This is a genomic window from Nocardioides lentus, assembly GCF_039529515.1.
GTDB classification, from domain to species: Bacteria; Actinomycetota; Actinomycetes; order Propionibacteriales; family Nocardioidaceae; genus Nocardioides; species Nocardioides lentus.
The window spans coordinates 461,973-484,490 of record NZ_BAAAMY010000002.1 but is presented as its reverse complement, the minus strand read 5'-3'; the positions used below and the strand labels follow the sequence as shown (position 1 = coordinate 484,490).

Sequence of the window (22,518 nt, the reverse complement as noted above, 5' to 3'; positions counted from 1 at the left end):
CGGAGGAATTCACCCATGGCTGGTGGCATGCGCAAGTTCGGCGAGTACCTCGGCCTGCTCGAGGACTCGGACCGCTACGACCAGTACGACGAGGACGTCGACCTGGAGCGGACCGGCACCTCGAGCGAGCCCGTACGGTCCGAGCGCGGCCCCGCCGCCCGCCCGGCTCCCGCCCCCCGGCCCGCCCCGGTCTCGGACCTCGCCGAGCGGCGCCGTCCCGCCCCGGCCCCCACGCCGGCCGCGCCGGCGGTCGCCGAGCTGTCCCGGATCACCACCCTGCACCCGCGCACCTACAACGAGGCGCGTGTCGTCGGGGAGAACTTCCGCGAGGGCGTGCCGGTGATCATGAACCTCTCCGAGATGGACGACGCCGACGCCAAGCGCCTCGTCGACTTCGCCGCGGGCCTCGTCTTCGCGACCCGTGGCACCATCGAGCGCGTGACCGCCAAGGTGTTCCTCCTCTCGCCCCCGAACGTGACCGTGGCTGCCGAGGACAAGCAGCGTCTCGTCGAGGGCGGCTTCTTCAATCAGAGCTGACCGGTGAACATCGTCGGACAGGTCCTCGAGGCCGTCCTCTGGAGCTTCATCGCGCTCCTGTGGGTGCGGTTCGTCGTCGACTGGGTGCAGGTCTTCGCGCGCTCCTGGGAGCCCTCGGGGATCCTCCTGGTGCTGCTCGAGGTCGTGTACTCCGTGACCGACCCGCCCATCAAGGCGCTGCGGCGGGTGATCCCGCCGCTGCGGCTGGGCTCGGTGGCCCTCGACCTCAGCTTCCTCATCGTCCTGTTCGGCGCCTACGTGCTGCTCCAGGTCAACCGGGCCGTCTTCCTGTCCTGACCGGCCCCGGCCCCGGCCCCCGACGTTGCTTCGCAGGTCAGGGGCCGCAGGCGCTATGGTCGTCAGGACGGGTCCGTGACCCGGATCCGACACTGCTGTCTAACGAATGGGTGAGGTCATGCCGCTGACGCCTGAGGACGTGAGCAACAAGCGCTTTACTCCCGTCCGGCTCCGTGAGGGCTACGACATGGGGGAGGTCGACCAGTTCCTCGACGAGGTCGAGGCCGAGCTCGCGCGGCTGACGCGCGAGAACGAGGACCTGCGCCAGAAGCTCGCCGCGGCGCAGTCGGGCTCCGGCTCCTCCGCCGGCTCGTCGTACGGCCGGCCGCGACCCGAGCCGACGCCCGCGCCGGCGCCGGCCGCCCGGCCCGAGCCGACGCCCGAGCCCGCCCCGGTCACGCAGCCGGTCGCGCAGCAGGCCGCCCCGGCGGCCCCCGCCGCCGCGCCGGTGGAGACCATCCGGGTCGAGACGGTGCCCGAGGCGTCCAACGCCGCGGCCCGCCTGCTGGAGATCGCGACGCGCAACGCGGACGAGCTCGTCGAGGAGGCCAAGAACGAGGCCGACAAGATCGTCGGCGCCGCCCGCACGAAGGCGGAGCGCCTGACGACCGAGTCCAAGACGAAGGCCGACCAGCTCGAGGCCGACGCCCGGACCCGCGCGCAGATGCTCGACCAGGAGACCGCCGAGCGCCGCCAGCAGGTCTTCGGCGACCTGGAGCGCGAGCGCGACAAGCTCTCGGGCGAGGTGGAGAACCTCCGCTCCTTCGAGCGCGAGTACCGCTCCCGGCTCAAGAGCTACTTCACGCAGCAGCTGGAGTCGCTCAACAGTCCGGCCGAGACCCCGGCGCAGCCCGCCGAGGGCTCCTCGCCGGCGCCCAAGCGCCTGCGCTCGATCCTGGGTGACGAGGAGGCCTGAGCCTCCCCGCACCACCTGCACGACGTCCTCGACCTCGGGTCCCGCCTCCGCGCGGGGCCCGGGGTCGAGTCGTTCCCGGGCGTCTCGCGGCCGTGTGGAGCCACCCACTACTGTGCTCTCGGTGTCACCAGGACCCGCGGCACGGACGACCGCGGTGGCGAGGACGAGCGCGAAGAAGAGCACTGTGACGAAGAGCGGCGTGGCGACCGGAGGGTCGGGATCGGGTGGTGCCTCCGTCGACGAGCTGGCGGCGCGGCTGCCGGTCGCGGAGGGCGACGACGCCTGGACCCCGCAGGAGGTCCAGGAGGTCCTCGACGAGCTCCACCAGCACCGCGACCGGCTCGCGACCCTCGTGCGGGGCCAGGAGGCGGAGCTGGCGGGCCTCATGCGCGACGCCGGCGACGGCGCCGGGCACGACCAGGCCGACGTCGGGGCCACCAGCTTCGAGCGCGACCACGAGCTGACCGTGGTCAACAGCGAGCGCGAGGCGCTGGAGCAGATCGACCACGCCCTCGTGCGGATCGACGCCGGGACCTACGGGGTCTGCGAGTCGTGCGGCAACCCCATCGGGAAGGCCCGTCAGATGGCGTTCCCGCGCGCCGCCCTGTGCCTGGCGTGCAAGCAGCGCGAGGAGCGTCGCTGATCTCCGCGACCGACGGGTCCACCCCCACCGACACCCCCGGTCCCGCCGACGGCGCGGACCGCGCGGTCCCGGGCGGGCCGCGCCCACGACGACGCCTGGTGCTGCTCGCGCTCGTCGCCGCCGCGGCGTACGCCGTCGACGTCACGACCAAGGTCGCCGCGGTCGCCCGACTCGAGCCCGGGTCCTACGTCGAGGTCGTCGGGTCCTGGCTGACGCTCACCCTCGTGCGCAACCCGGGCGCGGCGTTCTCGACCGGCACGGGCTTCACCGAGGTGCTGAGCGTGATCTCGATCGTCGCGACCCTCGTCGTGCTGTGGGTGGCGCGCCGGGTCGGGAGCACCGGCTGGGCGGTCGGCCTCGGGCTGCTGCTCGCGGGGGTGCTCGGCAACCTCACCGACCGGATCCTGCGTCAGCCCGGCCCGTTCCAGGGGCACGTCATCGACTTCCTCCGGCTCCCGAACTGGCCGGTGTTCAACGTCGCCGACATGTGCATCAACGCCGCGGCGGCGATCATCCTCGTGCAGGCCTTCCGCGGGGTCCGGGTCGACGGCACCCGGGAGGGTGACGCCGACAGCGAGCCCGACAGCGAGCCCGACAGCGAGCCCGGCAGCGAGCCCGGCAGCGAGCCCGGCAGCGAGCCCGGCAGCGAGCCCGGCAGCGAGCCCGGCAGCGAGCCCGGCAGCGAGCCCGGCAGCGAGCCGGGCGACGGGCCCGCGGGCGGCGACGTCGACCGGACGACCCGGGACCCGCGCCCGTGAGCGAGCTGCGGGTCGTGAGCGTCCCGGAGGGGCTGGCGGGCGAGCGGGTGGACGCGGCGATGGCGCGGATGTTCGGGCTCTCGCGCAGCCGCAGCGCCGAGCTCGTGGCCGAGGGCCTGGTCCTCGTCGACGGCGCCGGCGTGGCGAAGTCCGACCGGGTGACGCCGGGCAGCATGCTCGAGGTCACGATCCCCGAGGAGACGGACCCGCTCGCCGTCGTGCCGGAGACCGTCGAGGGGGTCGGGATCATCCACGACGACGACGACATCGTCGTGGTCGACAAGCCCGTCGGCGTGGCCGTGCACCCGTCGCCGGGCTGGACCGGGCCCACGCTCGTCGGCCACCTGGCCGCCGCCGGCTTCACCATCGCGACCTCCGGGGCCTCCGAGCGGCAGGGGATCGTGCAGCGGCTCGACGTCGGCACCTCCGGCGTCATGGTGGTGTGCAAGTCCGAGCGGGCCTACTCCCTGCTCAAGCAGGCCTTCCGCGAGCGGGAGGTCGAGAAGACCTACCACGCGCTGGTCCAGGGCCATCCCGACCCGCTCGCCGGCACGGTCGACGCCCCCATCGGACGCCACCGCGGCGCTGACTGGCGCTTCGCGGTGCGCGACGACGGCAAGCCCAGCATCACCCACTACGAGACCCTCGAGGCCCACCGCTTCGCGAGCCTGCTCGAGGTCCACCTCGAGACCGGACGCACCCACCAGATCCGCGTGCACATGTCCGCCCTGCGCCACCCCTGCGTGGGTGACCTGACCTACGGCGCCGACCCCACGCTCGCGACCCGGCTCGGTCTGGAGCGGCAGTGGCTGCACGCCGTCCGGCTGGCGTTCGCGCACCCCGACACCGGGGAGCGCGTCGAGTACTCCTCGCCGTACCCCGTCGACCTCGAGCGCGCCCTCGACCTGGTGCGCGGCACCCAGTGACGGCGAGCGGCGGTCCCGGCGAGGTGCTCCTGCGCCCCGCCGTCGAGGCCGACCTCCCGGCCGTCGCCGAGCTGCTCCTGGCCGCGCGGGCGGCCGCCGTCCCGGCGATGCCGCCCGTGCCGCCCGGTGCCGTCGACGTGGTGCGCCGCGACGTCGCGACGTGGGACCTCGAGCGGCGGGAGACCTGGCTCGCCGAGCCCGCCTCGGCCGACGGCCCGACGGGGCCGCTGGCCTTCGTGACGCTCGCCGACGACTGGCTGGAGTCGCTCTACGTCGCCCCCGCGGCGCAGCGGGCCGGGGTCGGCTCGTTGCTGCTCGACCTCGCGCGGGCGCTGCGACCCGGCGGCTTCTGCCTGTGGGTGCTCGCCGCGAACGCCCCGGCCCGGGCCTTCTACGCCGCGCACGGCCTCGTCGAGCTCGAGACGACCGACGGCTCGCGCAACCCCGAGGGTGTGCCCGACGTCCGCGTGGCGTGGCCCGGTGCCGACCCCCTGGTCTTCTACCGACGCCTGATCGACGACGCCGACGACGACCTCGGCGAGGTCCTCTCCCGCCGGGCCGCGCTCACGCGTGCGGTCCAGGCGGCGAAGGGCCACGACGCGCCGCGCGACCCGGGCCGGGAGGCCGCCGTCGCCGCCCGGGTGGCCCGCGGTGCGCCCGCGCTGGGCGCCGATCGCGTCGCGGAGGTGGTCGAGGTGGTCATCCGCACCGGTCTCGAGGCGGCCCGCCCGGACCACGGGTGACGGCCTCGACGGCGCCCGTCGCCGAGGCCGGTGTCGGCGCCCGCGGGCATGCTCGCGACCCGGGCCGCCACGCGCGACGGCGGCCGGGGCCCGGTGCCCGGGCTGGCGTAGGCTGACGGCCTTCCCCGCCAGTCCGGCACCTGCCCCACCGTGAGCGCCCCGCGAGCCCACCGCCACCCGTTGTCCCCCCACCGACCCGGCGAGGAACCCGTCTGACGATGTCGACCAGCCCCGAGGACTCCTTCGTCCACCTGCACGTGCACACCGAGTACTCGATGCTCGACGGTGCGGCCCGGCTGGGCGCGCTGACGCAGCGTGCCGCCGACCTGGGGATGCCGGCCGTGGCGATGACCGACCACGGCAACGTGTTCGGGGCCTACGAGTTCTACCGCAAGGCCAAGGACGCGGGGGTCAAGCCGATCATCGGCATCGAGGCCTACTTCGCGCCGAACGTGTCGCGGTTCGAGCGCACCGGCCACTTCATGTACGACGGACGCAAGGACCCGCGGGGCGACATCTCCGCGGGCGGCGCCTACACCCACATGACGCTGCTCTCCGAGACCACCGAGGGCATGCACAACCTGTTCCGGCTCTCGACGGGCTCCTGGAGCGAGGGCTACTTCAAGCAGCCCCGCATGGACCGCGAGCTCCTCAGCCGCCACGGCAAGGGCATCATCGGCACGACCGGCTGCCCCTCCGGCGAGATCCAGGTCCACCTGCGCCACGACAACTACGACGCGGCGCGGGCGACGGCCGGCGACTTCCAGGACATCCTCGGGCGCGAGAACTACTTCCTCGAGCTGATGGACCACGGTCTGTCGATCGAGACCCAGGTCCGCGACGGGCTGCTGCGCCTCGCGAAGGACCTGCGGATCCCGCTGCTCGCGACCAACGACTCGCACTACGTGATGAAGGAGGACGCGGCCTCCCAGGAGCACCTGCTCTGCATCAACTCCGGCTCCACGATGGACATCCCCGCGGGCGACGGCCCCGGGCAGCGGTTCGCGTTCTCGGGCGACGGCTACTACCTGAAGTCCGCGGCCGAGATGCGCGAGATCTGGCGCGACCTGCCCGAGGCCTGCGACAACACCCTGCTCGTCGCGCAGCGCTGCGACGTCGAGTTCACCCCCGGCAACGGCACCTACATGCCGCGGTTCCCCGTGCCGGAGGGCCACACCGAGCAGAGCTGGCTGGTCGAGGAGGTCAACCGCGGCCTCGGGGTCCGCTACCCCCACGGCGTGCCCGACACGGTCCGCGCCCAGGCCGACTACGAGCTCGGCGTCATCTCCTCGATGGGCTTCCCCGGCTACTTCCTCGTCGTCGCGGACTTCATCAACTGGGCCAAGGACAACGGGATCCGCGTCGGCCCCGGCCGCGGGTCCGGTGCGGGCTCGATGGTCGCCTACGCGATGCGGATCACCGACCTGGACCCGCTCGCGCACGGCCTGATCTTCGAGCGGTTCCTCAACCCGGACCGCGTCTCGATGCCCGACTTCGACATCGACTTCGACGAGCGCCGCCGCGGCGAGGTGATCCGCTACGTCACCGAGAAGTACGGCGACGAGCGCGTGTCCTACATCGTCACCTACGGCACCATCAAGGCCAAGCAGGCCGTCAAGGACTCCAGCCGGATCCTGGGCTACCCGTTCGCCATGGGCGACCGGATCACCAAGGCCATGCCGGCGGCGGTGATGGGCAAGGACGTGCCGCTGCAGGAGGTCTTCGACCCCGAGCACAAGCGCTACGGCGAGGGCGGTGACTTCCGCAAGCTCTACGCCGAGGAGCCCGACGTCAAGCGGGTCGTCGACACCGCCATCGGCATCGAGGGCCTCAAGCGCCAGTGGGGCGTGCACGCGGCCGGCGTGATCATGTCCAGCGAGCCGCTGGCCGACGTCATCCCGCTGCTCAAGCGCCCCGCGGACGGCGCGATGATCACCCAGTTCGACTACCCGACGTGCGAGTCGCTCGGGCTGATCAAGATGGACTTCCTGGGGCTGCGCAACCTCACGGTCCTCGACGACGCGGTGAAGAACATCGAGCTCAACCGCGGCGAGACGGTCGTGCTGGAGGACCTCACCCTCGACGACCCCGCGACGTACGCGCTGATGCAGCGCGGGGAGACGCTCGGGGTCTTCCAGCTGGACGGCGGGCCGATGCGGGCGCTGCTGCGCTCGATGCGCCCCGACACCTTCGAGGACATCTCCGCCGTCGGCGCGCTGTACCGGCCCGGCCCCATGGGCGCGGACTCGCACAACAAGTACGCGCGCCGCAAGACCGGCCGCGAGCCGGTGGTGGCGATCCACCCCGAGCTCGAGGAGCCGCTGGCCGACATCCTGGGCGAGACCTACGGGTTGATCGTCTACCAGGAGCAGGTCATGGCGATCGCCCAGAAGCTCGCCGGCTACAGCCTGGGCCAGGCGGACATCCTGCGCCGCGCGATGGGCAAGAAGAAGAAGGAGGAGCTCGACAAGCAGTACGTCGGGTTCTCCGGCGGCATGAAGGAGCGCGGCTACTCCGAGGCCGCGGTCAAGACGCTGTGGGACATCCTGCTGCCGTTCTCCGACTACGCCTTCAACAAGGCCCACTCGGCGGCGTACGGGCTGGTGTCGTACTGGACGGCCTACCTGAAGGCCAACTACCCGGCCGAGTACATGGCCGCGCTCCTGACGTCCGTGAAGGACGACAAGGACAAGATGGCGATCTACCTCAACGAGTGCCGCCGGATGCGGATCCAGGTGCTGCCGCCGGACGTCAACGAGTCCCAGGCGACCTTCACCTCCGTCGGTCCGGACATCCGCTTCGGGCTCACCGCGATCCGCAACGTCGGCGCCAACGTGGTCGACGGCATCGTCGCCTCCCGCACCGAGAAGGGCCGGTTCGCCGACTTCGACGACTTCATGGACAAGGTCCCCGCGCTGGTCTGCAACAAGCGCGTGGTGGAGTCGCTGATCAAGGCCGGTGCGTTCGACGACATGAAGCTGCGCCGCCGCGCGCTGGTCGCGATCCACGAGACCGCCGTCGACCAGTACGTCGACATCAAGCGCAACGAGGCCATCGGGCAGGACTCGCTGTTCGCGGGTCTCGACGACGGGGGCGGCGGCTCGGGGTTCGGCATCTCGGTGGCCGTCCCGGACCTCGACGAGTGGGACAAGACGACCCTGCTCGGACACGAGCGCGACATGCTCGGGCTCTACGTCTCCGACCACCCGCTCATGGGGATGGAGCACGTGCTGGCGCGCGGCACCGACTGCACGATCGGCTCCCTGCTGCTCGACGAGGAGCGGCCCGACGGCGCGTTCGTGACCGTCAGCGGGCTGGTCACGGGCGTCCAGCGCAAGATCACCAAGCGCGGTGACGCCTGGGCGACCGTGACGCTCGAGGACCTGGAGGGCGGCATCGAGGTGCTGCTGTTCCCGTCGAGCTACCAGCTCGCGGCCCCGTACCTGGTGCAGGACGCGATCATCACGGTCAAGGGCCGGCTGTCCCGCGACAAGGACACCCCGGAGCTCCGCGGGCAGGAGGTCACGGTCCCGGACCTGACCGAGACCAGCGCCGGCCCCGTCGTGCTGTCGCTGCCCTCGACGCGCTGCACGGCGCCGGTGGTGGCGCAGCTGCGTGACGTGCTGTCCACCCACCCGGGGGTCACCGAGGTACAACTGAGGCTGATGACCCGCCACCAGACCACCGTGATGCGTCTCGACGACACCCTGCGGGTGACACCGACGCCCGCCCTCTTCGCCGACCTCAAGCAGCTGCTGGGCCCGGGGTGCCTGGCGGGGTGAGCGGCCCGGCCCCGCACCCGGGGGCCGCGGCCCCGCGGTCGCGTGCCCGGTGGCCCGCGGCCGTGCTCGTGGGCCTGCTCGTCGCCGGCGCCCTGGCCGGCGTCGTGTGGTGGGCGCTGTGGACCCCGCCGTCCGGGGTGGCGGTCTCGGGCGAGTTCGTGCTCGACGGCGCCGGGGCCCCCGCGGCGTTCGACGGCACCGCGCTGTTCGTCCTGGTCTCGGCCGGCCTCGGCCTGACCGCCGGCGTCCTGGTGGGCGTCGTGACCCGCCGCGACGAGCTCCTGGTCCTCGGCGCCGCCGTCCTCGGGGCGGTCGGGGCCACGGCGCTGATGTACGCCGTCGGCCACCTGCTCGGGCCCGCCGACCCCGCCGGACAGGCCCGCGGCGCGGCGGACCTGACGCCACTGCGCGACCAGCTCGTCCTCGCCGGACGCGCTCCGCTGCTGGCGCTGACCGGGGCGGTGCTGGTCGGCCTGGTGGTCACCCTCCTCGGCGTGGGCCACCGCCCCCGCGCCGACGACCCGACGGACGTGCCCGCGGCGTGGGCCCGCCCCGACGGCGGCGCCGCCGCGCGAAGCCCCCTCGACTGGCGGGCCCCGTCGGTAGGATCCGTGCCACCTCCGGGACCGCCCGGTCCGCCCGGCCCGCCGCCGGGAGCCGACGCGCCGGTGCCGCCCGGGGGCCGCTGACGCCACGACGCACCCGGGGGACACCATGAGCCAGCCGCCGCAGGGACCACCTCAAGGACCGCCTCAAGGGCCGCCTCAGGGACCGCCGCAGGGCTGGGGTGCCCAGGGTCCCTCGCCGTACGGCCCGCCGTCGGGGGAGCCCGCGCGGCGCCGGGGCGGCGCCCGGACCGGTCTGCTCGTCGGGGGTGCCGCGGTCGCCGTGCTGGCCGTGGTGGGCGGCGGCGTCTGGGCCGCGACGTCCTTCCTGCAGACCGGTGCCCAGCCCGCGGAGGCCCTGCCGGCCGACACGCTGGCCTACGTCGCGGTCGACCTCGACCCGAGCGGCGGCCAGAAGCTCGAGGCGCTGCGGACGCTCCGGAAGTTCCCCGCGCTCGACGACGCCGGCCTGGGCACCGACACCGACACCGACCTCACGCGCGCCCTGTTCGACCTGGTGCAGGAGTCGGGCGCCGGCTGCGCGGGCCTCGACTACGACGCCGACCTGGCCGACTGGCTGGGGGAGCGGGCCGCGGTCGGCCTGCTGCCCGGCGGCGACGAGCCCGACGTCGTGGGCGTCGTGCAGGTCGCCGACGAGTCCGCCGCCTCCGACGGCCTCGCCGCGCTCGCCGCCTGCGCCACCACGTCCGACGCCGACGACCCCGGTGACGGGGGCGGCTTCGGCTACGTCGTCGACGGCGAGTGGGCCGTCCTGGCCGAGGACGAGGAGACCGCCCAGGACGTCGTCGACTCCTCCGCGGAGGGCGCCCTCGCGGCGGACGACTCCTTCGAGCGGTGGACGGACGCGGCCGGGGACCCGGGCGTCCTCGCCGCGTACGCCGCGCCCGGGCTGGCCGACGAGCTGACGCCGGAGGGCGTGACCGGCGGGGCCGGCGGGCTGCTCGGCGGTCTCGAGGACTTCGAGGGGGCGGCTCTCACGGTCCGCTTCGCGACGAGGGCCTCGAGGTCGAGACCGCCGGCTACGCGGGCGGGGGTGCGGACGGCCTGCTGGCCTCCGAGGACGTCTCCGCGGTGCTCGACGGGCTGCCCGCCGACACGGCCGCCGTGCTCGCGCTCGGGCTCCCCGACGGGTGGGCCGAGCAGGTGCTGACGCAGGTCTCGGAGGTCAGCGGCCTGTCGACCGAGGAGCTCGCCGCCGAGGCGACCGACGAGCTCGGCATCGGCGTCCCGGAGGACCTGGAGACCCTGCTCGGGGACGGCGCCGCCCTGGCGGTGTCGCCGGACGTGGACGTCGAGGGGCTCGCCGACGGCTCGACGCCGCCCGAGGAGGCGCTGGTCGGGGCGCGGATCCGCACCGACGACCCCGAGGCGTCCGCGGCGGTGCTCGACGAGCTGCGCGGCCGCCTGCCCGACCCCGACCTCCTCGCGACCGACGCCGAGGGCGACCTGCTGGCCGTCGGTCCCGACGAGGGCTACCGCGCCGACCTGCTCGCCGACGGCGGCCTGCTGGACGCGGAGGCGTTCACCGACGTCGTGCCCGAGGCCGACCGCTCGTCGGCGGTGCTCTACCTGGACCTCGACGTGGTCGAGGACTACGCCGACCTCCTCGACGACCTGACCGGCGACCCGCGGGTCGCGGACAACCTGGCCCCGCTGTCCGCCCTCGGTGTCTCGGCCTGGACCGAGGACGACGTGCCCCACGGCCTGCTGCGGATCGGCACCGACTGAGACGTCCCGTCCGGGTCCCGGGGGCCGTCAGGGGCGGGCGAGCGGCGCCACGACGGCGTCGGTGAGCCGGACCAGGTCGGCGGGGGCGATCTCGAGGTCCAGGCCGCGGCGTCCGCCCGAGACGAACACCGTCGGGTGGTCCAGGGCGGGGGAGTCGAGCGCCGTCGGCAGCGGGCGCCGCTGTCCGAGCGGGGAGATGCCGCCGAGCACGTAGCCGGTGCTGCGCTCGGCGTCCCGACGCTCGGCCATGGCCGCCCGGGGCGCGCCGAGCGCCCGGGCGGCCGCCTTGAGGTCGAGGCGCGCGGTCACCGGCACGACCGCGACGGCGAGTCCGGACGGACCGGGGCCGACGCGCACCACCAGGGTCTTCAGCACGCGGGCGGGCTCGACGCCGAGGCGCTCGGCGAGCACCTGCGCCGCCTCCTCGCCGTACGACGCGGCGCGGGGGTCGTGCGCGTAGGCGTGGGCGACGACCCGCACCCCGGCGGCCTCGGCGGCCACGACGGCGGGGGTGGCCGACCCACCCGGGGGGTGGCCACGGGCGCGCCGGCTCAGTTCACCGACCAGCCGGTGCGGGCGACGTCGGTCGCGGGCAGCGAGGGGATCGCGTTCATGGCCCGCAGCTCGCCGCGCAGCATCTCGGTCACCAGGTCGAGGCGCACCGCCGTGGTCTCCGCCTCCAGCAGCCGCTGACGGTCGTGGTGCGGCAGGGGGGCGGCCGCGGCCAGCACCCACGAGAGCATCGTCGGGTCCTGCGGCAGCCGGCCGGAGTAGGGGTCGGTGCTGATCCGGCCCAGCGTGGCGCGGTAGGCGGTGAAGACCGCGCGCACCCGGTCGGTGGTCTGCGGGGCGACGGGCGCGTCGTCCTCGGCGAGCACCTCGACGCGTCCGACCGGGAACTCCCCGCCCGTCAGCAGCTCGTCGAGACGGATCCGGTCGCGGGCGACCGCGACGACGCCGAAGGTGCCGTCGCCGACCTCCTCGACCTCGCTCAGCTGCAGCCGGCAGCCGACGCGGTGCAGCGACTGGTTGCCGTGGTCGCCGACCTCGAAGCCCTCGCGGATCGCGACCGAGCCGAACAGCCGCCGGGCCGGGTCGGGCTCGGCCAGCAGGTGGCGCACGAGCGCGGTGTAGCGGTCCTCGAAGACCCGCAGCGGCACCCGCGCCCCGGGGAACAGCACGCTGCCGAGCGGGAACATCGGCAGCTCCTCGGTCACCCTGCGACTGTAGCCCCCGCGCCCCGGCCCACGGCGTGGCGCCGAGTCGTCGCCCGCCGAGGCCCGCACCTAGGATCGGGGCCATGTTGCGACGCATCGACCTCCGCACGCCGCCACCCGTCACGGGCGCCGCGCACGGTCGTGCGCCGGTCGACGGGAGGCCGGTGGACTACCGCGACGCGCTCCCGCGCGCCGACTTCGACATCGAGGCCGCGATCCCCGCGGTCCGCGCGATCTGCGACGAGGTCCGCGAGCGCGGGGTCGTGGCGGTCACGGAGTACTCCGCCCGCTTCGACGGTGTCGAGCAGACCGACATCACGGTCCCGCCCGAGGCCTGCGCGCGGGCGCTGGAGGAGCTCGACCCCGCCGTGCGCGCCGGGCTGGAGGAGTCGATCCGCCGGCTCCGGGCGACGTGCGAGGCCGAGCTCGAGACCGACGCCGTCAGCGAGCCGGCCCCGGGCGCCCGCGTCACCACCCGCATCGTGCCGATGGGCCGCGTCGGCCTCTACGTGCCCGGCGGGATCGCCCCGCTGGTGTCCTCGGTCGTGATGAACGTCGTGCCCGCCCAGGTGGCCGGCGTCCGCGAGATCGCCCTGACCTCGACGCCGCAGTCCGAGCACGGCGGCCTGCCGCACCCCACCATCCTCGCCGCGTGCGCGCTGCTCGGGATCACCGAGGTCTACGCCGTGGGCGGCGCCCAGGCCGTCGCCATGTTCGCCTACGGCGCGGGCCCGTGCCGCCGGGTCGACCTCGTGACCGGCCCCGGCTCGATCTGGACCGTCACGGCCAAGCGGCTGCTCAAGGGCATCGTCGGCATCGACTCCGAGGCCGGCCCGACCGAGATCGCCGTGCTCGCCGACGACAGCGCCGACCCGGCCCACGTCGCCGCCGACCTGCTCAGCCAGTCCGAGCACGACGTGCTGGCCGCGTCGGTCCTCGTGACCCCCAGCGAGGCCCTCGCCGACAAGGTCGAGGTCTCCCTGTCCGAGCAGGTCGCCCGCACCCGCCACGTGGAGCGGATCCGGACCTCCCTGACCGGCGCCCAGTCCGCGATCGTCCTCGTCGACGACCTCGAGCAGGGCCTCGACGTGGTCGACGCCTACGCCGCCGAGCACCTGGAGATCCAGACCGTCGACGCGACCGAGCGCGCCATGCGCGTGCGCAACGCGGGTGCCGTCTTCGTCGGCCCCCACACCCCGGTCTCGCTCGGCGACTACTGCGCCGGCTCCAACCACGTGCTGCCCACCGGCGGCTGCGCCTGCCACTCCTCGGGGCTCTCCGTCCGCTCGTTCACCAAGACCGTCCACGTCGTGGAGTACGGCGAGCAGGCCCTGCGCGACGTCGCCCCCCACGTGGTCGCCCTCGCCGAGGCCGAGGACCTCCCGGGCCACGGCGAGGCCGTGCGCATCCGGGTCGAGCCCCGGTGAGCGCCCAGGACGGACCCGCGACCGACGGCGACTGGCTGCCGCTGCGCGAGGAGCTGCGCGGCGTCGAGCCGTACGGCGCGCCCCAGCTCGACGTGCCGGTCCGGCTCAACACCAACGAGAACCCCTACGGGCCCTCCGCGGCCGTGGCCGCCGACGTCGCCGAGGCCGTGCGGGCCGCGGCGACGGACCTCAACCGCTACCCCGACCGCGAGCACGTCGCGCTGCGCGAGGCGCTCGCGGCGTACCTCGACGCCGACACCACCGCCGAGGTGGGCGCCGCGCAGGTCTGGGCCGCGAACGGGTCCAACGAGGTGATGCTGCAGCTGCTGATGGCGTTCGGCGGGCCCGGGCGCACCGCGCTGGGCTTCACCCCGACGTACTCGATGTACCCGGAGTACGCCCGGGGCACCTCGACCGCCTGGGTCACCGGCCACCGCACCGAGGACTTCACCCTCGACCTCGACCACGTGCGCGCGCTGGTCGCTGAGCACCGCCCGAGCGTCGTGCTGATGCCGAGCCCCAACAACCCGACGGGCACGGCGCTGGCGCCGGAGACCGTCGACGTGGTCTGCGAGGCGGCCGCGCAGGCCGGGGGACTGGTCGTGATCGACGAGGCCTACGGCGAGTTCCGCCGCGACGGGACCCCGAGCGCGCTCGACCGGCTGCCCGCGCACCGCAACCTCGTGGTCACCCGCACGATGAGCAAGGCCTTCGCGCTGGCCGGGGGGCGGGTCGGCTACCTCGCCGCCGACCCCGCGGTCTGCGACGCGCTGCGGCTCGTGCGCCTGCCCTACCACCTGTCGTCGGTGACGCAGGCGACCGCGCTGGTGGCGCTGCGCCACGCCGAGGAGCTGCTCGGCCGCGTCGCCGAGCTGCGCGGCGAGCGCGACGACCTCGTCGCCTGGCTGCGCGCGGAGGGCCTCGACGTCGCCGACAGCGACGCCAACTTCGTCCTCTTCGGCACCTTCGCCGACCGGCACCGCGTCTGGGAGGGCCTGCTCGGCCACGGCGTCCTGGTCCGGGAGACCGGACCCTCCGGCTGGCTGCGGGTCTCGATCGGCACCCCGGCCGAGAACGCCGCCTTCCGCGACGCCCTCACGCTCACCCGCAAGGAGCTCTAGATGTCCCGCACCGCGCGCCTCGAGCGCACCACGAAGGAGTCGGCGATCACCGTCGAGGTCGACCTCGACGGCACCGGACGCGCCGACGTGTCTACCGGCGTCGGCTTCTACGACCACATGCTCGACGCACTGGCCCGCCACTCGCTGGTCGACCTCACCGTGCGCGCCGACGGCGACCTGCACATCGACGGGCACCACACCGTCGAGGACACCGCGATCGTGATCGGCCAGGCGCTGCGTCAGGCGCTGGGCGACAAGTCCGGCATCCGGCGCTACGGCGACGCGACCGTGCCGCTCGACGAGGCCCTCGCGCACGCCGTGGTCGACGTGTCGGGCCGTCCCTACTTCGTGCACTCCGGCGAGCCCGACGCCCAGGTCTACGCGCTCATCGGCGGGTCCGGGGTGCCCTACGCCGGCTCGCTGACCGCCCACGTGCTGGAGTCGCTGGCCCACCACGCCGCCATCACCCTCCACGTCCGGCTGCTGGGCGGGCGCGACCCGCACCACATCGTCGAGGCGCAGTTCAAGGCGGTCGCCCGGGCGCTGCGCGACGCCGTCGCGCTCGACCCGCGCGAGACCGGCGTCCCCTCCACCAAGGGCGCGCTCTGAGCCCCGCGGGTGCCGGGGCCGCCCGGCGTCCGCGCGTCGTCGTCCTCGACTACGGCTCCGGCAACCTCCGCTCCGCGGTCCGGGCCGTCGAGCGTGCCGGCGCCGAGGTCACCCTGACCGCCGACCGCGCCGCCGCGCAGGAGGCCGACGGCCTGCTGGTGCCCGGCGTCGGGGCCTACGCCGCGTGCATGGCCGGGCTCCACGCGGTCCGGGGGCCCGAGGTGATCGGCCGCCGCCTCGCGGGCGGCCGGCCGGTGCTCGGGATCTGCGTGGGGATGCAGGTGCTGTTCGCCCGCGGCGTCGAGCACGGCGTCGAGACCGCCGGCTGCGACGAGTGGCCCGGCACCGTCGAGCGGCTCCACGCCCCCGTCGTGCCCCACATGGGCTGGAACACCGTCGAGGTGCCCGAGGGCTCGCAGATGTTCGCCGGCATCGCCGACGAGCGGTTCTACTTCGTGCACTCCTACGGCGTGCGCTCCTGGGAGCTCGTCACCGACGGGCGCACCCGCGCCCCGCTGGTCACGCGCACCATCCACGGCGACGAGCAGTTCGTGTCCGCCGTGGAGAACGGGCCGTTGTGGGCCACCCAGTTCCACCCCGAGAAGTCCGGTGACGCCGGGGCCGCGCTGCTCCGCAACTGGATCGCCACGCTCCGATGACCCTCCGACGACCCTCCGACGACCCTCCGACCACCGGGACGACGACGTGACCTACCTCCAGCTCCTGCCCGCGGTCGACATCACCGAGGGCCGGGCCGTGCAGCTCGCTCAGGGCGTCGCCGGCTCCGGCAAGACCTACGGCGACCCGGTCGCCGCCGCCCGCCGCTGGCAGGACGACGGCGCGGAGTGGCTGCACCTGGTCGACCTCGACGCCGCCTTCGGGCGCGGCCAGAACCGTGCCCTGCAGGCCGAGATCGTCGGCGCGCTCGACATCGACGTCGAGATGAGCGGCGGCATCCGCGACGACGAGTCGCTCGAGGCGGCCCTGGCCACCGGGTGCCGTCGCGTCAACATCGGCACCGCCGCCCTCGAGCAGCCCGCGTGGTGCGCGAAGGTCATCGCCGAGCACGGGGACCGGATCGCGATCGGCCTCGACGTGCGCGGCCGCACGCTGGCCGCCCGCGGCTGGACCCGCGAGGGCGGCGACCTCTACGAGGTGCTGGCCCGCCTCGACTCCGAGGGCTGTGAGCGCTACGTGGTCACCGACGTCAACAAGGACGGCATGCTCGCCGGGCCCAACCTCGAGCTGCTGCGCGACGTGTGCGCGGCCACCGACGCGCCCGTGATCGCCTCCGGCGGCGTCACCACCCTCGACGACCTGCGGGCGCTGATGGGCCTGGTCGACGCGGGCGTCGAGGGCGCCATCGCCGGCACCGCGCTCTACGAGGGGCGCTTCACGCTCACCGACGCCCTCGCACTGACCCGCGGCGAGGGCCCGGGGGGCCGGGCGTGAGCCTCGCCGTCCGCGTCATCCCCTGCCTGGACGTGGACGCCGGACGCGTCGTCAAGGGAGTCAACTTCGTCGACCTCCGCGACGCCGGCGATCCCGTCGAGCTCGCCCGCAGCTACGACGCCGAGGGTGCCGACGAGCTGACCTTCCTCGACATCTCCGCCTCCCACGAGGGGCGCGCCACGACGATGGAGATCGTCTCGGCCACCGCCGAGCAGGTGTTCATCCCGCTCACCGTCGGCGGCGGGGTGTCCTCGACCGAGGACGTGGACCGGCTGCTGCGCGCCGGGGCCGACAAGGTCGCCGTCAACACGGCGGCCATCCGGCGCCCCGAGCTGGTCGCCGAGATCGCGGACCGGTTCGGCAACCAGGTGCTCGTGCTCTCGGTCGACGCGCGCCGCTCGGGCGAGACCGACTCCGGCTTCGAGGTCACCACCCACGGCGGTCGCCGGTCCGCGGGGCTGGACGCCCTCGCGTGGGCCGCCCGCGCCGCCGAGCTCGGGGCCGGCGAGATCCTGCTCAACGCCATGGACGCCGACGGCACCACCGACGGCTTCGACCTCGACCTGATCCGCGCCGTGCGCGCCGAGGTCACCGTGCCCGTCATCGCGTCCGGCGGCGCCGGACGCGCCGAGCACTTCGCCCCCGCCGTCGACGCGGGCGCCGACGCCGTGCTCGCCGCCACCGTCTTCCACTTCGGCGAGGTCTCCGTCGGCGAGGCCAAGCGCGCCCTCGCGGCAGCCGGCCACCCCGTGCGCTGAGTCCGCCGGGCGCCCGGTCGGCGCGGGGGCGGGAGGTCGTGCCGGGTCGGCGTGCGGCCGGCGTGGGGCCGGGTCGGGCCGGGACGGTGTCGGCGGGGCGGAATACCGTCGCGGGTGTGACGGCTGGGCCCGTGGGCACCGGCACCGACGGGGCGGACGAGACGAGGGGGCGCAGCGCGTGGCGGACGAGACGCTGGACCCGCAGGACCCGACCGCGCGGGCGGCCACGATGCGGGAGGGGTTCGCGGTCCTCGGGGTCGGCATCCGCCGGCAGCCGTGGATGTTCGCGCTGGCGACCTTCGGCGGCGTGCTGTTCGGTGCGCTGACCGTGGCCGACGCCTGGGTGCTGGGCTGGGCGACGCAGAACGCGCTGCTGCCCGCGCTCGAGGACGGCGAGGTCGGCACGGGCGCGATCGTGGGCGTCGTCGCGCTGTTCGTCGGCGTCGCCATCCTGCGGGCGGTGGGCATCGTCGCGCGGCGTCTCGGCGCCGGGATCATGCAGTACCGGCTGCAGGCCGCCTACCGGCGCGAGGTCACCCGGCAGTACCTCTCGCTGCCGATGTCGTGGCACGCCCGCCACCCGACCGGCCAGCTGCTGTCCAACGCCAACGCCGACGTCGAGGCCGCCTGGTCGCCCATCGCGCCGCTGCCCATGGCGCTCGGCACGCTGGCCATGATGGTGATCGCCGCGGTGCAGATGATCACCGCCGACGTGGTCATGGGTCTCGTCGGGCTGCTGGTGTTCCCGGCGGTCATCGTGGTCAACCTCGTCTACCAGCGGCTCGCCTCGCCGCTGGTGACCCGCGCCCAGCAGCTGCGCGCCGAGGTCAGCGAGATCGCGCACGAGTCCTTCGACGGCGCCCTCGTCGTCAAGACGCTGGGCCGCGAGGAGGAGGAGACCGCGCGCTTCGCGGCGCGTGCCGCCGAGCTCCGCGACACCCTGGTGCGCGCCGGACGGGTGCGGGCGGCGTTCGACCCCGCGCTCAGCGCGCTGCCGAGCCTCGGCGTGATGATCGTCCTCGTCGTCGGGGTGAGCCGCGTCCTGGACGGCGCGACCGACGCGGGTGCGGTCGTGACCGTGGCCTACCTGCTCACGGTCGTCTCGTTCCCGATCCGCTCGCTGGGCTGGGTGCTGGGGGAGTTCCCCCGCAGCGTCGTGGGCTACCGCCGCGTCCACCACGTCCTCGACGAGACCGCCCGGATGCCGTACGGCGAGGAGCCCATGCCGGTCGTCGCGGCGGCCGAGGGGCTGCGCCTCGACGTGGAGCACGTCCGCTTCGCCCACGACCCCGCGCAGCCCGTGCTGCGCGACCTGTCCTTCACCGTCGAGCCCGGCCGCACCGTCGCGCTCGTCGGCGCCACCGCCAGCGGCAAGAGCACGCTCGTCGACCTCCTCACCCGGCTCGTCGACCCCGACGGGGGACGGATCCTCGTCGACGGCGCGGACCTGCGCGACCTCGACCACGGCGAGCTCGCGACCGCCGTCGCGGTGGTGCCCCAGAGCGCCTTCCTCTTCGACGACACCGTGCGCGGCAACGTCACGCTCGGCGCCGACGTCGACGACGCGGAGGTCCGCGCGGCGCTGCGCACCGCCCAGGGCGACGGGTTCGTCGCCGCGCTGCCCGACGGCCTGGACGCGCAGCTCGGGGAGCGGGGCACCTCGCTGTCCGGCGGACAGCGCCAGCGGATCGCGCTCGCCCGGGCCCTGGTCCGCCGACCGCGGCTGCTGGTGCTCGACGACGCCACCTCGGCGGTCGACCCCGAGGTCGAGGCCCGCATCCTCGGGGCCCTGCGCGCGCAGGAGGCCGCGGCCAGCCTCGTCGTCGTGGCCTACCGCAAGGCCACCATCGCGCTGGCCGACGAGGTCCTGCACCTCGAGGGCGGCCGCATCGTCGACCGCGGCACCCACGCCGAGCTGCTGGCGCGCAGCCCGTCGTACGCCCGGCTGGTGAACGCCTACGACACGGACGCCGACGGCGACCCCGACACGGACGGCGGCGCCGGCACCGGCGCCGACTCCTCGCGGGAGGTGCACGCATGAGCGCCACGACCGCGCCCGCCGCGACCCCGCCGGGCGGGGCCGCGGCCGGTCGTATCGACACCGGCGAGCAGATCGGGATGTGGGCCACCCTGCGCCGCGGCGTCGAGCACTCGCCGGAGCTGAAGCAGGGCATCGGGCTCACGCTGCTGCTCGCGCTGCTGTCGACCGGCGGCCAGGTCGTGGTGCCGATCGCGATCCAGCAGACCCTCGACAACGGGCTGGGTGCCGCAGGGGGACCGGACGTCCGGTTCACCGTCCTCATGGGCCTGGCGGCCGCCGGCGCCGTGCTGCTCACCGCGCTCGCGTCCTACGGCATGACCGTGCGGCTGTTCCGCACCGGCGAGGCCGGCCTCGCGACGCTGCGCACCAAGGCGTTCCGCCACGTCCACGACCTGCCGCTGCTGACCCAGAGCACCGAGTCGCGCGGCGCCCTGGTCTCCCGGGTCACCAGCGACGTCGACCAGGTCAGCCAGTTCCTCGTGTTCGGCGGCATCCTGTTCGTCGTCAGCGTGGGGCAGGTCCTGCTCGCGACCGTCGTCATGGTCGTCTACTCCTGGCCGCTGGCGATCGTCGTGTGGGTCGCCTTCGCCCCGCTCTTCATCTCCCTGCGGTTCTTCCAGCGCAAGCTCTCCGACGCGTACGGCGTGGTGCGCCGGCAGGTCGGCGCCATGCTGTCGGCGATCTCCGAGCCCGTCGTGGGGGCCGCCGTCGTGCGCACCTACGCGGTGGAGCGCCGCACGCAGGTGCGCATCGACGAGGCCATCAGCCGCCACCAGCGCGCGAGCACGCGGGCCCAGGGGTTCACCGCCGTCTCCTTCTCGCTCGGCGGCCTGTCCGGGGGCCTGGCCAACGCGGGCGTGATCGTGGTGGGCATCTGGCTCGGCCTGGCGGGCGACATCACGGCCGGCGAGGTGCTCGCGTTCGCGTTCCTGGTCACGCTCTTCGTCGGCCCCGTGCAGATGGGCACGCAGATCCTCACCGACGCGCAGCTCGCCATCGCGGGCTGGCGTCGGGTGATCGGGATCCTCGACACCCCCGCCGACCTCGTCGACCCCGGGCCCGACGGCCGCACCCTGCCGCGCGGGCCGATCGACGTCGCGTTCGAGCACGTCGACTTCGCCTACCCCGGGGGGCCGCTGGTGCTCCGTGACGTCGACGAGCGCGTCACCGCCGGCACGCGCCTCGCCGTGGTGGGGGAGACCGGGTCCGGGAAGTCGACCTTCGCCAAGCTGCTGACGCGGCTGATGGACCCCGCCTCCGGCCGGGTGCTCCTCGACGGCGTCGACCTCCGCGAGATCGACCAGGGCTCGCTGCGCCGCAGCGTGGTGCTCGTCCCGCAGGAGGGCTTCCTGTTCGACGACACCGTGGCCGCCAACGTCCGCTACGGCCGCCTCGACGCCACCGAGGACGACATGCTCGCCGCCGCCGCCGACCTGGGTCTCGACGACTGGCTGGCGACCCTGCCCGCGGGGCTCGCCACGCCCGTCGGCCAGCGCGGCGAGTCGCTGTCGGCCGGCGAGCGGCAGCTGGTCAGCCTGCTGCGCGCCCGCGTCGCGGACCCCGACCTGCTCGTGCTCGACGAGGCGACGAGCGCCGTCGACCCCGAGCTCGAGACCCGGATCGGCCGTGCCCTCGAGCGGCTGCTGGTCGGCCGCACGTCCGTGACGATCGCGCACCGGCTGTCGACCGCCGAGAACGCCGACGAGGTGCTCGTCGTCGACGACGGCCGCGTGGTCCAGCGCGGCCCGCACGCCGCCCTGCTCGCCGAGGGCGGCCACTACGGCGCCCTGCACGCGTCCTGGGTCGCCCAGCAGTCGCTGGCCTGAGCCGCGGATACTGGACCCATGCCCGATTCCGTCACCGACCCCGCCGACCCCGCCGCCACCGACGGCGGGCTCGCTCCCGCCGTCGCGGCCCGGCTCAAGCGCGACCCCGCCGGGCTGGTGCCCGCCGTCGTGCAGCAGCACGGCACCGGCGAGGTCCTCATGCTCGGCTGGGTCGACGACGAGGCGCTGGCCCGCACGATGGCGACCGGGCGGGCGACGTACTGGAGCCGCTCGCGGCAGGAGTACTGGGTCAAGGGCGAGACCTCCGGTCACCGCCAGTGGGTCCGGGAGGTCCGCCTCGACTGCGACGGCGACACCCTGCTCCTGGTCGTCGACCAGGAGGGCCCCGCGTGCCACACCGGCACCCGGACCTGCTTCGACGCCGACCTGGTGTGGTCGGCCGATGCCTGAGACCGCACCCGGGGCCGACGGGCTCGACGGCGACACGCCGGCGCCCGGGGCGCCGACCGCCGCGCCGCGCCGCCGCACGATGGGACCCGTGCTGCTCGGCGCGGCCGTCGCCGGCGCGCTGCTCGCCGTGTCGGGGGACCGGCCCTGGCTGGACGTCGAGGGCGCCCCCGAGCCGACCGAGGGCAGTGGCCAGCAGGTGGCCACCGGGTTCGACCTGGCCCTGCGCAACCCGGCGGTGACGGCCCTCGCGCTCGTCGCGCTGGCCGCGCTCGGCGTCGTGCTGGTCACCCGCGGCCGGGTACGACGGGTGGTCGCGGTCCTGGCCCTCCTGGCCGCGGCCGGCACCGCCGTCGCCGTCGGGTCGGGGTGGCTGCGCACGCCGGACCGCGTCGCCGAGCAGACCACCGGCACGCCCCTCCAGGACGCGGCGACGAGCTGGACCCTGTGGGCGTGGACGGCGCTGCCCGCGGCCGCGCTGCTGCTCGCCGCCTGCGCCGTGGCGGTGCGCGACGTCCGCCGCTGGCCCGAGATGGGCCGGCGCTACGACGCCCCGACCTCCCGCTCCGGCGCGGCCGCCGGGGCGGTCGGGACGGCCCCCGCCGCCCCGACCACGCCACCGGCCGAGCGCAGCTCGCTGGACCTGTGGAAGGCCATGGACGAGGGCCAGGACCCCACCGACACACCCCGCCACTAGACTCGC

General features: G+C 74.8%; 23 protein-coding genes. 21 read left to right on the top strand and 2 right to left on the bottom strand.

Annotated elements, in window-relative coordinates; translation table 11 throughout:
* Positions 1-15 precede the first annotated feature (15 nt).
* From ABD158_RS05875 to ABD158_RS05825, 11 genes are all read left to right on the top strand, one after another.
* Positions 16-537: a cell division protein SepF gene (locus ABD158_RS05875; protein WP_344005008.1), complete on the top strand. Its 522-nt coding sequence runs from the start codon at positions 16-18 to the stop codon at positions 535-537.
* Between the two features lie 3 nt (positions 538-540).
* Positions 541-834, top strand: coding sequence for a YggT family protein (locus ABD158_RS05870; RefSeq protein WP_344005005.1), 294 nt, complete (start codon positions 541-543; stop codon positions 832-834).
* Between the two features lie 118 nt (positions 835-952).
* On the top strand, positions 953-1,750 hold the full coding sequence (locus tag ABD158_RS05865) for a DivIVA domain-containing protein (RefSeq protein ID WP_344005003.1): 798 nt from the start codon (positions 953-955) through the stop codon (positions 1,748-1,750).
* 184 nt (positions 1,751-1,934) lie between these two features.
* Positions 1,935-2,393, top strand: coding sequence for a TraR/DksA family transcriptional regulator (locus ABD158_RS05860; RefSeq protein WP_344005000.1), 459 nt, complete (start codon positions 1,935-1,937; stop codon positions 2,391-2,393).
* Entirely contained in the window at positions 2,366-3,151 is a 786-nt protein-coding gene (lspA, locus tag ABD158_RS05855) for a signal peptidase II (protein WP_344004997.1), read from the top strand. Before ABD158_RS05860 ends, lspA begins: the two co-directional genes overlap by 28 nt.
* A gap of 5 nt (positions 3,152-3,156) precedes the next feature.
* Positions 3,157-4,077, top strand: a complete 921-nt coding sequence (locus tag ABD158_RS05850) for an RluA family pseudouridine synthase (protein WP_425573158.1) — start codon at positions 3,157-3,159, stop codon at positions 4,075-4,077.
* The gene (locus ABD158_RS05845; RefSeq protein WP_344004991.1) at positions 4,074-4,820 is read left to right on the top strand and encodes a GNAT family N-acetyltransferase; all 747 of its coding nucleotides are present in this window, start codon (positions 4,074-4,076) and stop codon (positions 4,818-4,820) included. Before ABD158_RS05850 ends, ABD158_RS05845 begins: the two co-directional genes overlap by 4 nt.
* Positions 4,821-5,038: 218 nt before the next feature.
* Positions 5,039-8,602, top strand: coding sequence for a DNA polymerase III subunit alpha (dnaE, locus tag ABD158_RS05840; protein WP_344004988.1), 3,564 nt, complete (start codon positions 5,039-5,041; stop codon positions 8,600-8,602).
* Positions 8,599-9,291, top strand: coding sequence for a hypothetical protein (locus tag ABD158_RS05835; RefSeq protein WP_344004985.1), 693 nt, complete (start codon positions 8,599-8,601; stop codon positions 9,289-9,291). The genes dnaE and ABD158_RS05835 overlap by 4 nt, the downstream gene beginning before the upstream one ends.
* A gap of 25 nt (positions 9,292-9,316) precedes the next feature.
* Positions 9,317-10,378, top strand: coding sequence for a DUF3352 domain-containing protein (locus ABD158_RS05830; RefSeq protein ID WP_344004982.1), 1,062 nt, complete (start codon positions 9,317-9,319; stop codon positions 10,376-10,378).
* Positions 10,300-10,956, top strand: coding sequence for a hypothetical protein (locus ABD158_RS05825; protein WP_344004980.1), 657 nt, complete (start codon positions 10,300-10,302; stop codon positions 10,954-10,956). Before ABD158_RS05830 ends, ABD158_RS05825 begins: the two co-directional genes overlap by 79 nt.
* Before the next feature lie 27 nt (positions 10,957-10,983).
* Here ABD158_RS05825 and ABD158_RS05820 read toward each other — a convergent pair whose 3' ends face one another.
* Positions 10,984-11,457: an aminoacyl-tRNA deacylase gene (locus ABD158_RS05820; RefSeq protein ID WP_344004977.1), complete on the bottom strand. Its 474-nt coding sequence runs from the start codon at positions 11,455-11,457 to the stop codon at positions 10,984-10,986.
* Positions 11,458-11,507: 50 nt separating this feature from the next.
* A complete protein-coding gene (locus ABD158_RS05815) occupies positions 11,508-12,173 on the bottom strand; it encodes an LON peptidase substrate-binding domain-containing protein (protein ID WP_344004974.1) in 666 nt (221 codons plus the stop codon).
* 83 nt (positions 12,174-12,256) lie between these two features.
* On the opposite strand from ABD158_RS05815, the gene hisD reads away from it, so the two are divergent.
* The 10 genes from hisD to ABD158_RS05765 all read left to right on the top strand — a co-directional run bounded on the left by hisD (position 12,257) and on the right by ABD158_RS05765 (position 22,512).
* A complete protein-coding gene (hisD, locus tag ABD158_RS05810; protein ID WP_344004971.1) occupies positions 12,257-13,600 on the top strand; it encodes a histidinol dehydrogenase in 1,344 nt (447 codons plus the stop codon).
* Complete coding sequence (locus tag ABD158_RS05805; protein ID WP_344004968.1) at positions 13,597-14,721, top strand: histidinol-phosphate transaminase; 1,125 nt, start codon at positions 13,597-13,599, stop codon at positions 14,719-14,721. Before hisD ends, ABD158_RS05805 begins: the two co-directional genes overlap by 4 nt.
* Positions 14,722-15,330 (top strand): imidazoleglycerol-phosphate dehydratase HisB, encoded by a 609-nt coding sequence (gene hisB / locus ABD158_RS05800; RefSeq protein ID WP_344004965.1) that lies wholly within the window; start codon positions 14,722-14,724, stop codon positions 15,328-15,330.
* Positions 15,327-15,989, top strand: a complete 663-nt coding sequence (gene hisH, locus ABD158_RS05795; protein ID WP_344005312.1) for an imidazole glycerol phosphate synthase subunit HisH — start codon at positions 15,327-15,329, stop codon at positions 15,987-15,989. Before hisB ends, hisH begins: the two co-directional genes overlap by 4 nt.
* Before the next feature lie 46 nt (positions 15,990-16,035).
* A complete protein-coding gene (priA, locus tag ABD158_RS05790) occupies positions 16,036-16,782 on the top strand; it encodes a bifunctional 1-(5-phosphoribosyl)-5-((5-phosphoribosylamino)methylideneamino)imidazole-4-carboxamide isomerase/phosphoribosylanthranilate isomerase PriA (protein WP_344004963.1) in 747 nt (248 codons plus the stop codon).
* Positions 16,779-17,540 carry an imidazole glycerol phosphate synthase subunit HisF gene (hisF, locus tag ABD158_RS05785; protein ID WP_344004961.1) on the top strand — a complete coding sequence of 254 codons (762 nt, stop codon included), beginning with the start codon at positions 16,779-16,781 and terminating at the stop codon, positions 17,538-17,540. The genes priA and hisF overlap by 4 nt, the downstream gene beginning before the upstream one ends.
* 178 nt (positions 17,541-17,718) lie before the next feature.
* A complete protein-coding gene (locus tag ABD158_RS05780) occupies positions 17,719-19,581 on the top strand; it encodes an ABC transporter ATP-binding protein (RefSeq protein WP_344004958.1) in 1,863 nt (620 codons plus the stop codon).
* A complete protein-coding gene (locus ABD158_RS05775; RefSeq protein WP_344004955.1) occupies positions 19,578-21,407 on the top strand; it encodes an ABC transporter ATP-binding protein in 1,830 nt (609 codons plus the stop codon). The genes ABD158_RS05780 and ABD158_RS05775 overlap by 4 nt, the downstream gene beginning before the upstream one ends.
* 18 nt (positions 21,408-21,425) lie before the next feature.
* Entirely contained in the window at positions 21,426-21,818 is a 393-nt protein-coding gene (hisI, locus tag ABD158_RS05770; protein ID WP_344004952.1) for a phosphoribosyl-AMP cyclohydrolase, read from the top strand.
* On the top strand, positions 21,811-22,512 hold the full coding sequence (locus ABD158_RS05765; RefSeq protein WP_344004949.1) for a Trp biosynthesis-associated membrane protein: 702 nt from the start codon (positions 21,811-21,813) through the stop codon (positions 22,510-22,512). Before hisI ends, ABD158_RS05765 begins: the two co-directional genes overlap by 8 nt.
* The last annotated feature ends 6 nt before the right edge of the window (positions 22,513-22,518 follow it).

Excerpts from the sequence above, each read along its gene's own strand:
- dnaE (WP_344004988.1), top strand. The coding sequence starts at position 5,039 with ATGTCGACCAGCCCCGAGGACTCCTTCGTCCACCTGCACGTGCACACC.
- ABD158_RS05775 (WP_344004955.1), top strand. The coding sequence starts at position 19,578 with ATGAGCGCCACGACCGCGCCCGCCGCGACCCCGCCGGGCGGGGCCGCG.
- ABD158_RS05875 (WP_344005008.1), top strand. The coding sequence starts at position 16 with ATGGCTGGTGGCATGCGCAAGTTCGGCGAGTACCTCGGCCTGCTCGAG.
- hisD (WP_344004971.1), top strand. The coding sequence starts at position 12,257 with ATGTTGCGACGCATCGACCTCCGCACGCCGCCACCCGTCACGGGCGCC.
- ABD158_RS05765 (WP_344004949.1), top strand. The coding sequence starts at position 21,811 with ATGCCTGAGACCGCACCCGGGGCCGACGGGCTCGACGGCGACACGCCG.
- ABD158_RS05865 (WP_344005003.1), top strand. The coding sequence starts at position 953 with ATGCCGCTGACGCCTGAGGACGTGAGCAACAAGCGCTTTACTCCCGTC.
- hisB (WP_344004965.1), top strand. The coding sequence starts at position 14,722 with ATGTCCCGCACCGCGCGCCTCGAGCGCACCACGAAGGAGTCGGCGATC.
- hisI (WP_344004952.1), top strand. The coding sequence starts at position 21,426 with ATGCCCGATTCCGTCACCGACCCCGCCGACCCCGCCGCCACCGACGGC.
- ABD158_RS05830 (WP_344004982.1), top strand. The coding sequence starts at position 9,317 with ATGAGCCAGCCGCCGCAGGGACCACCTCAAGGACCGCCTCAAGGGCCG.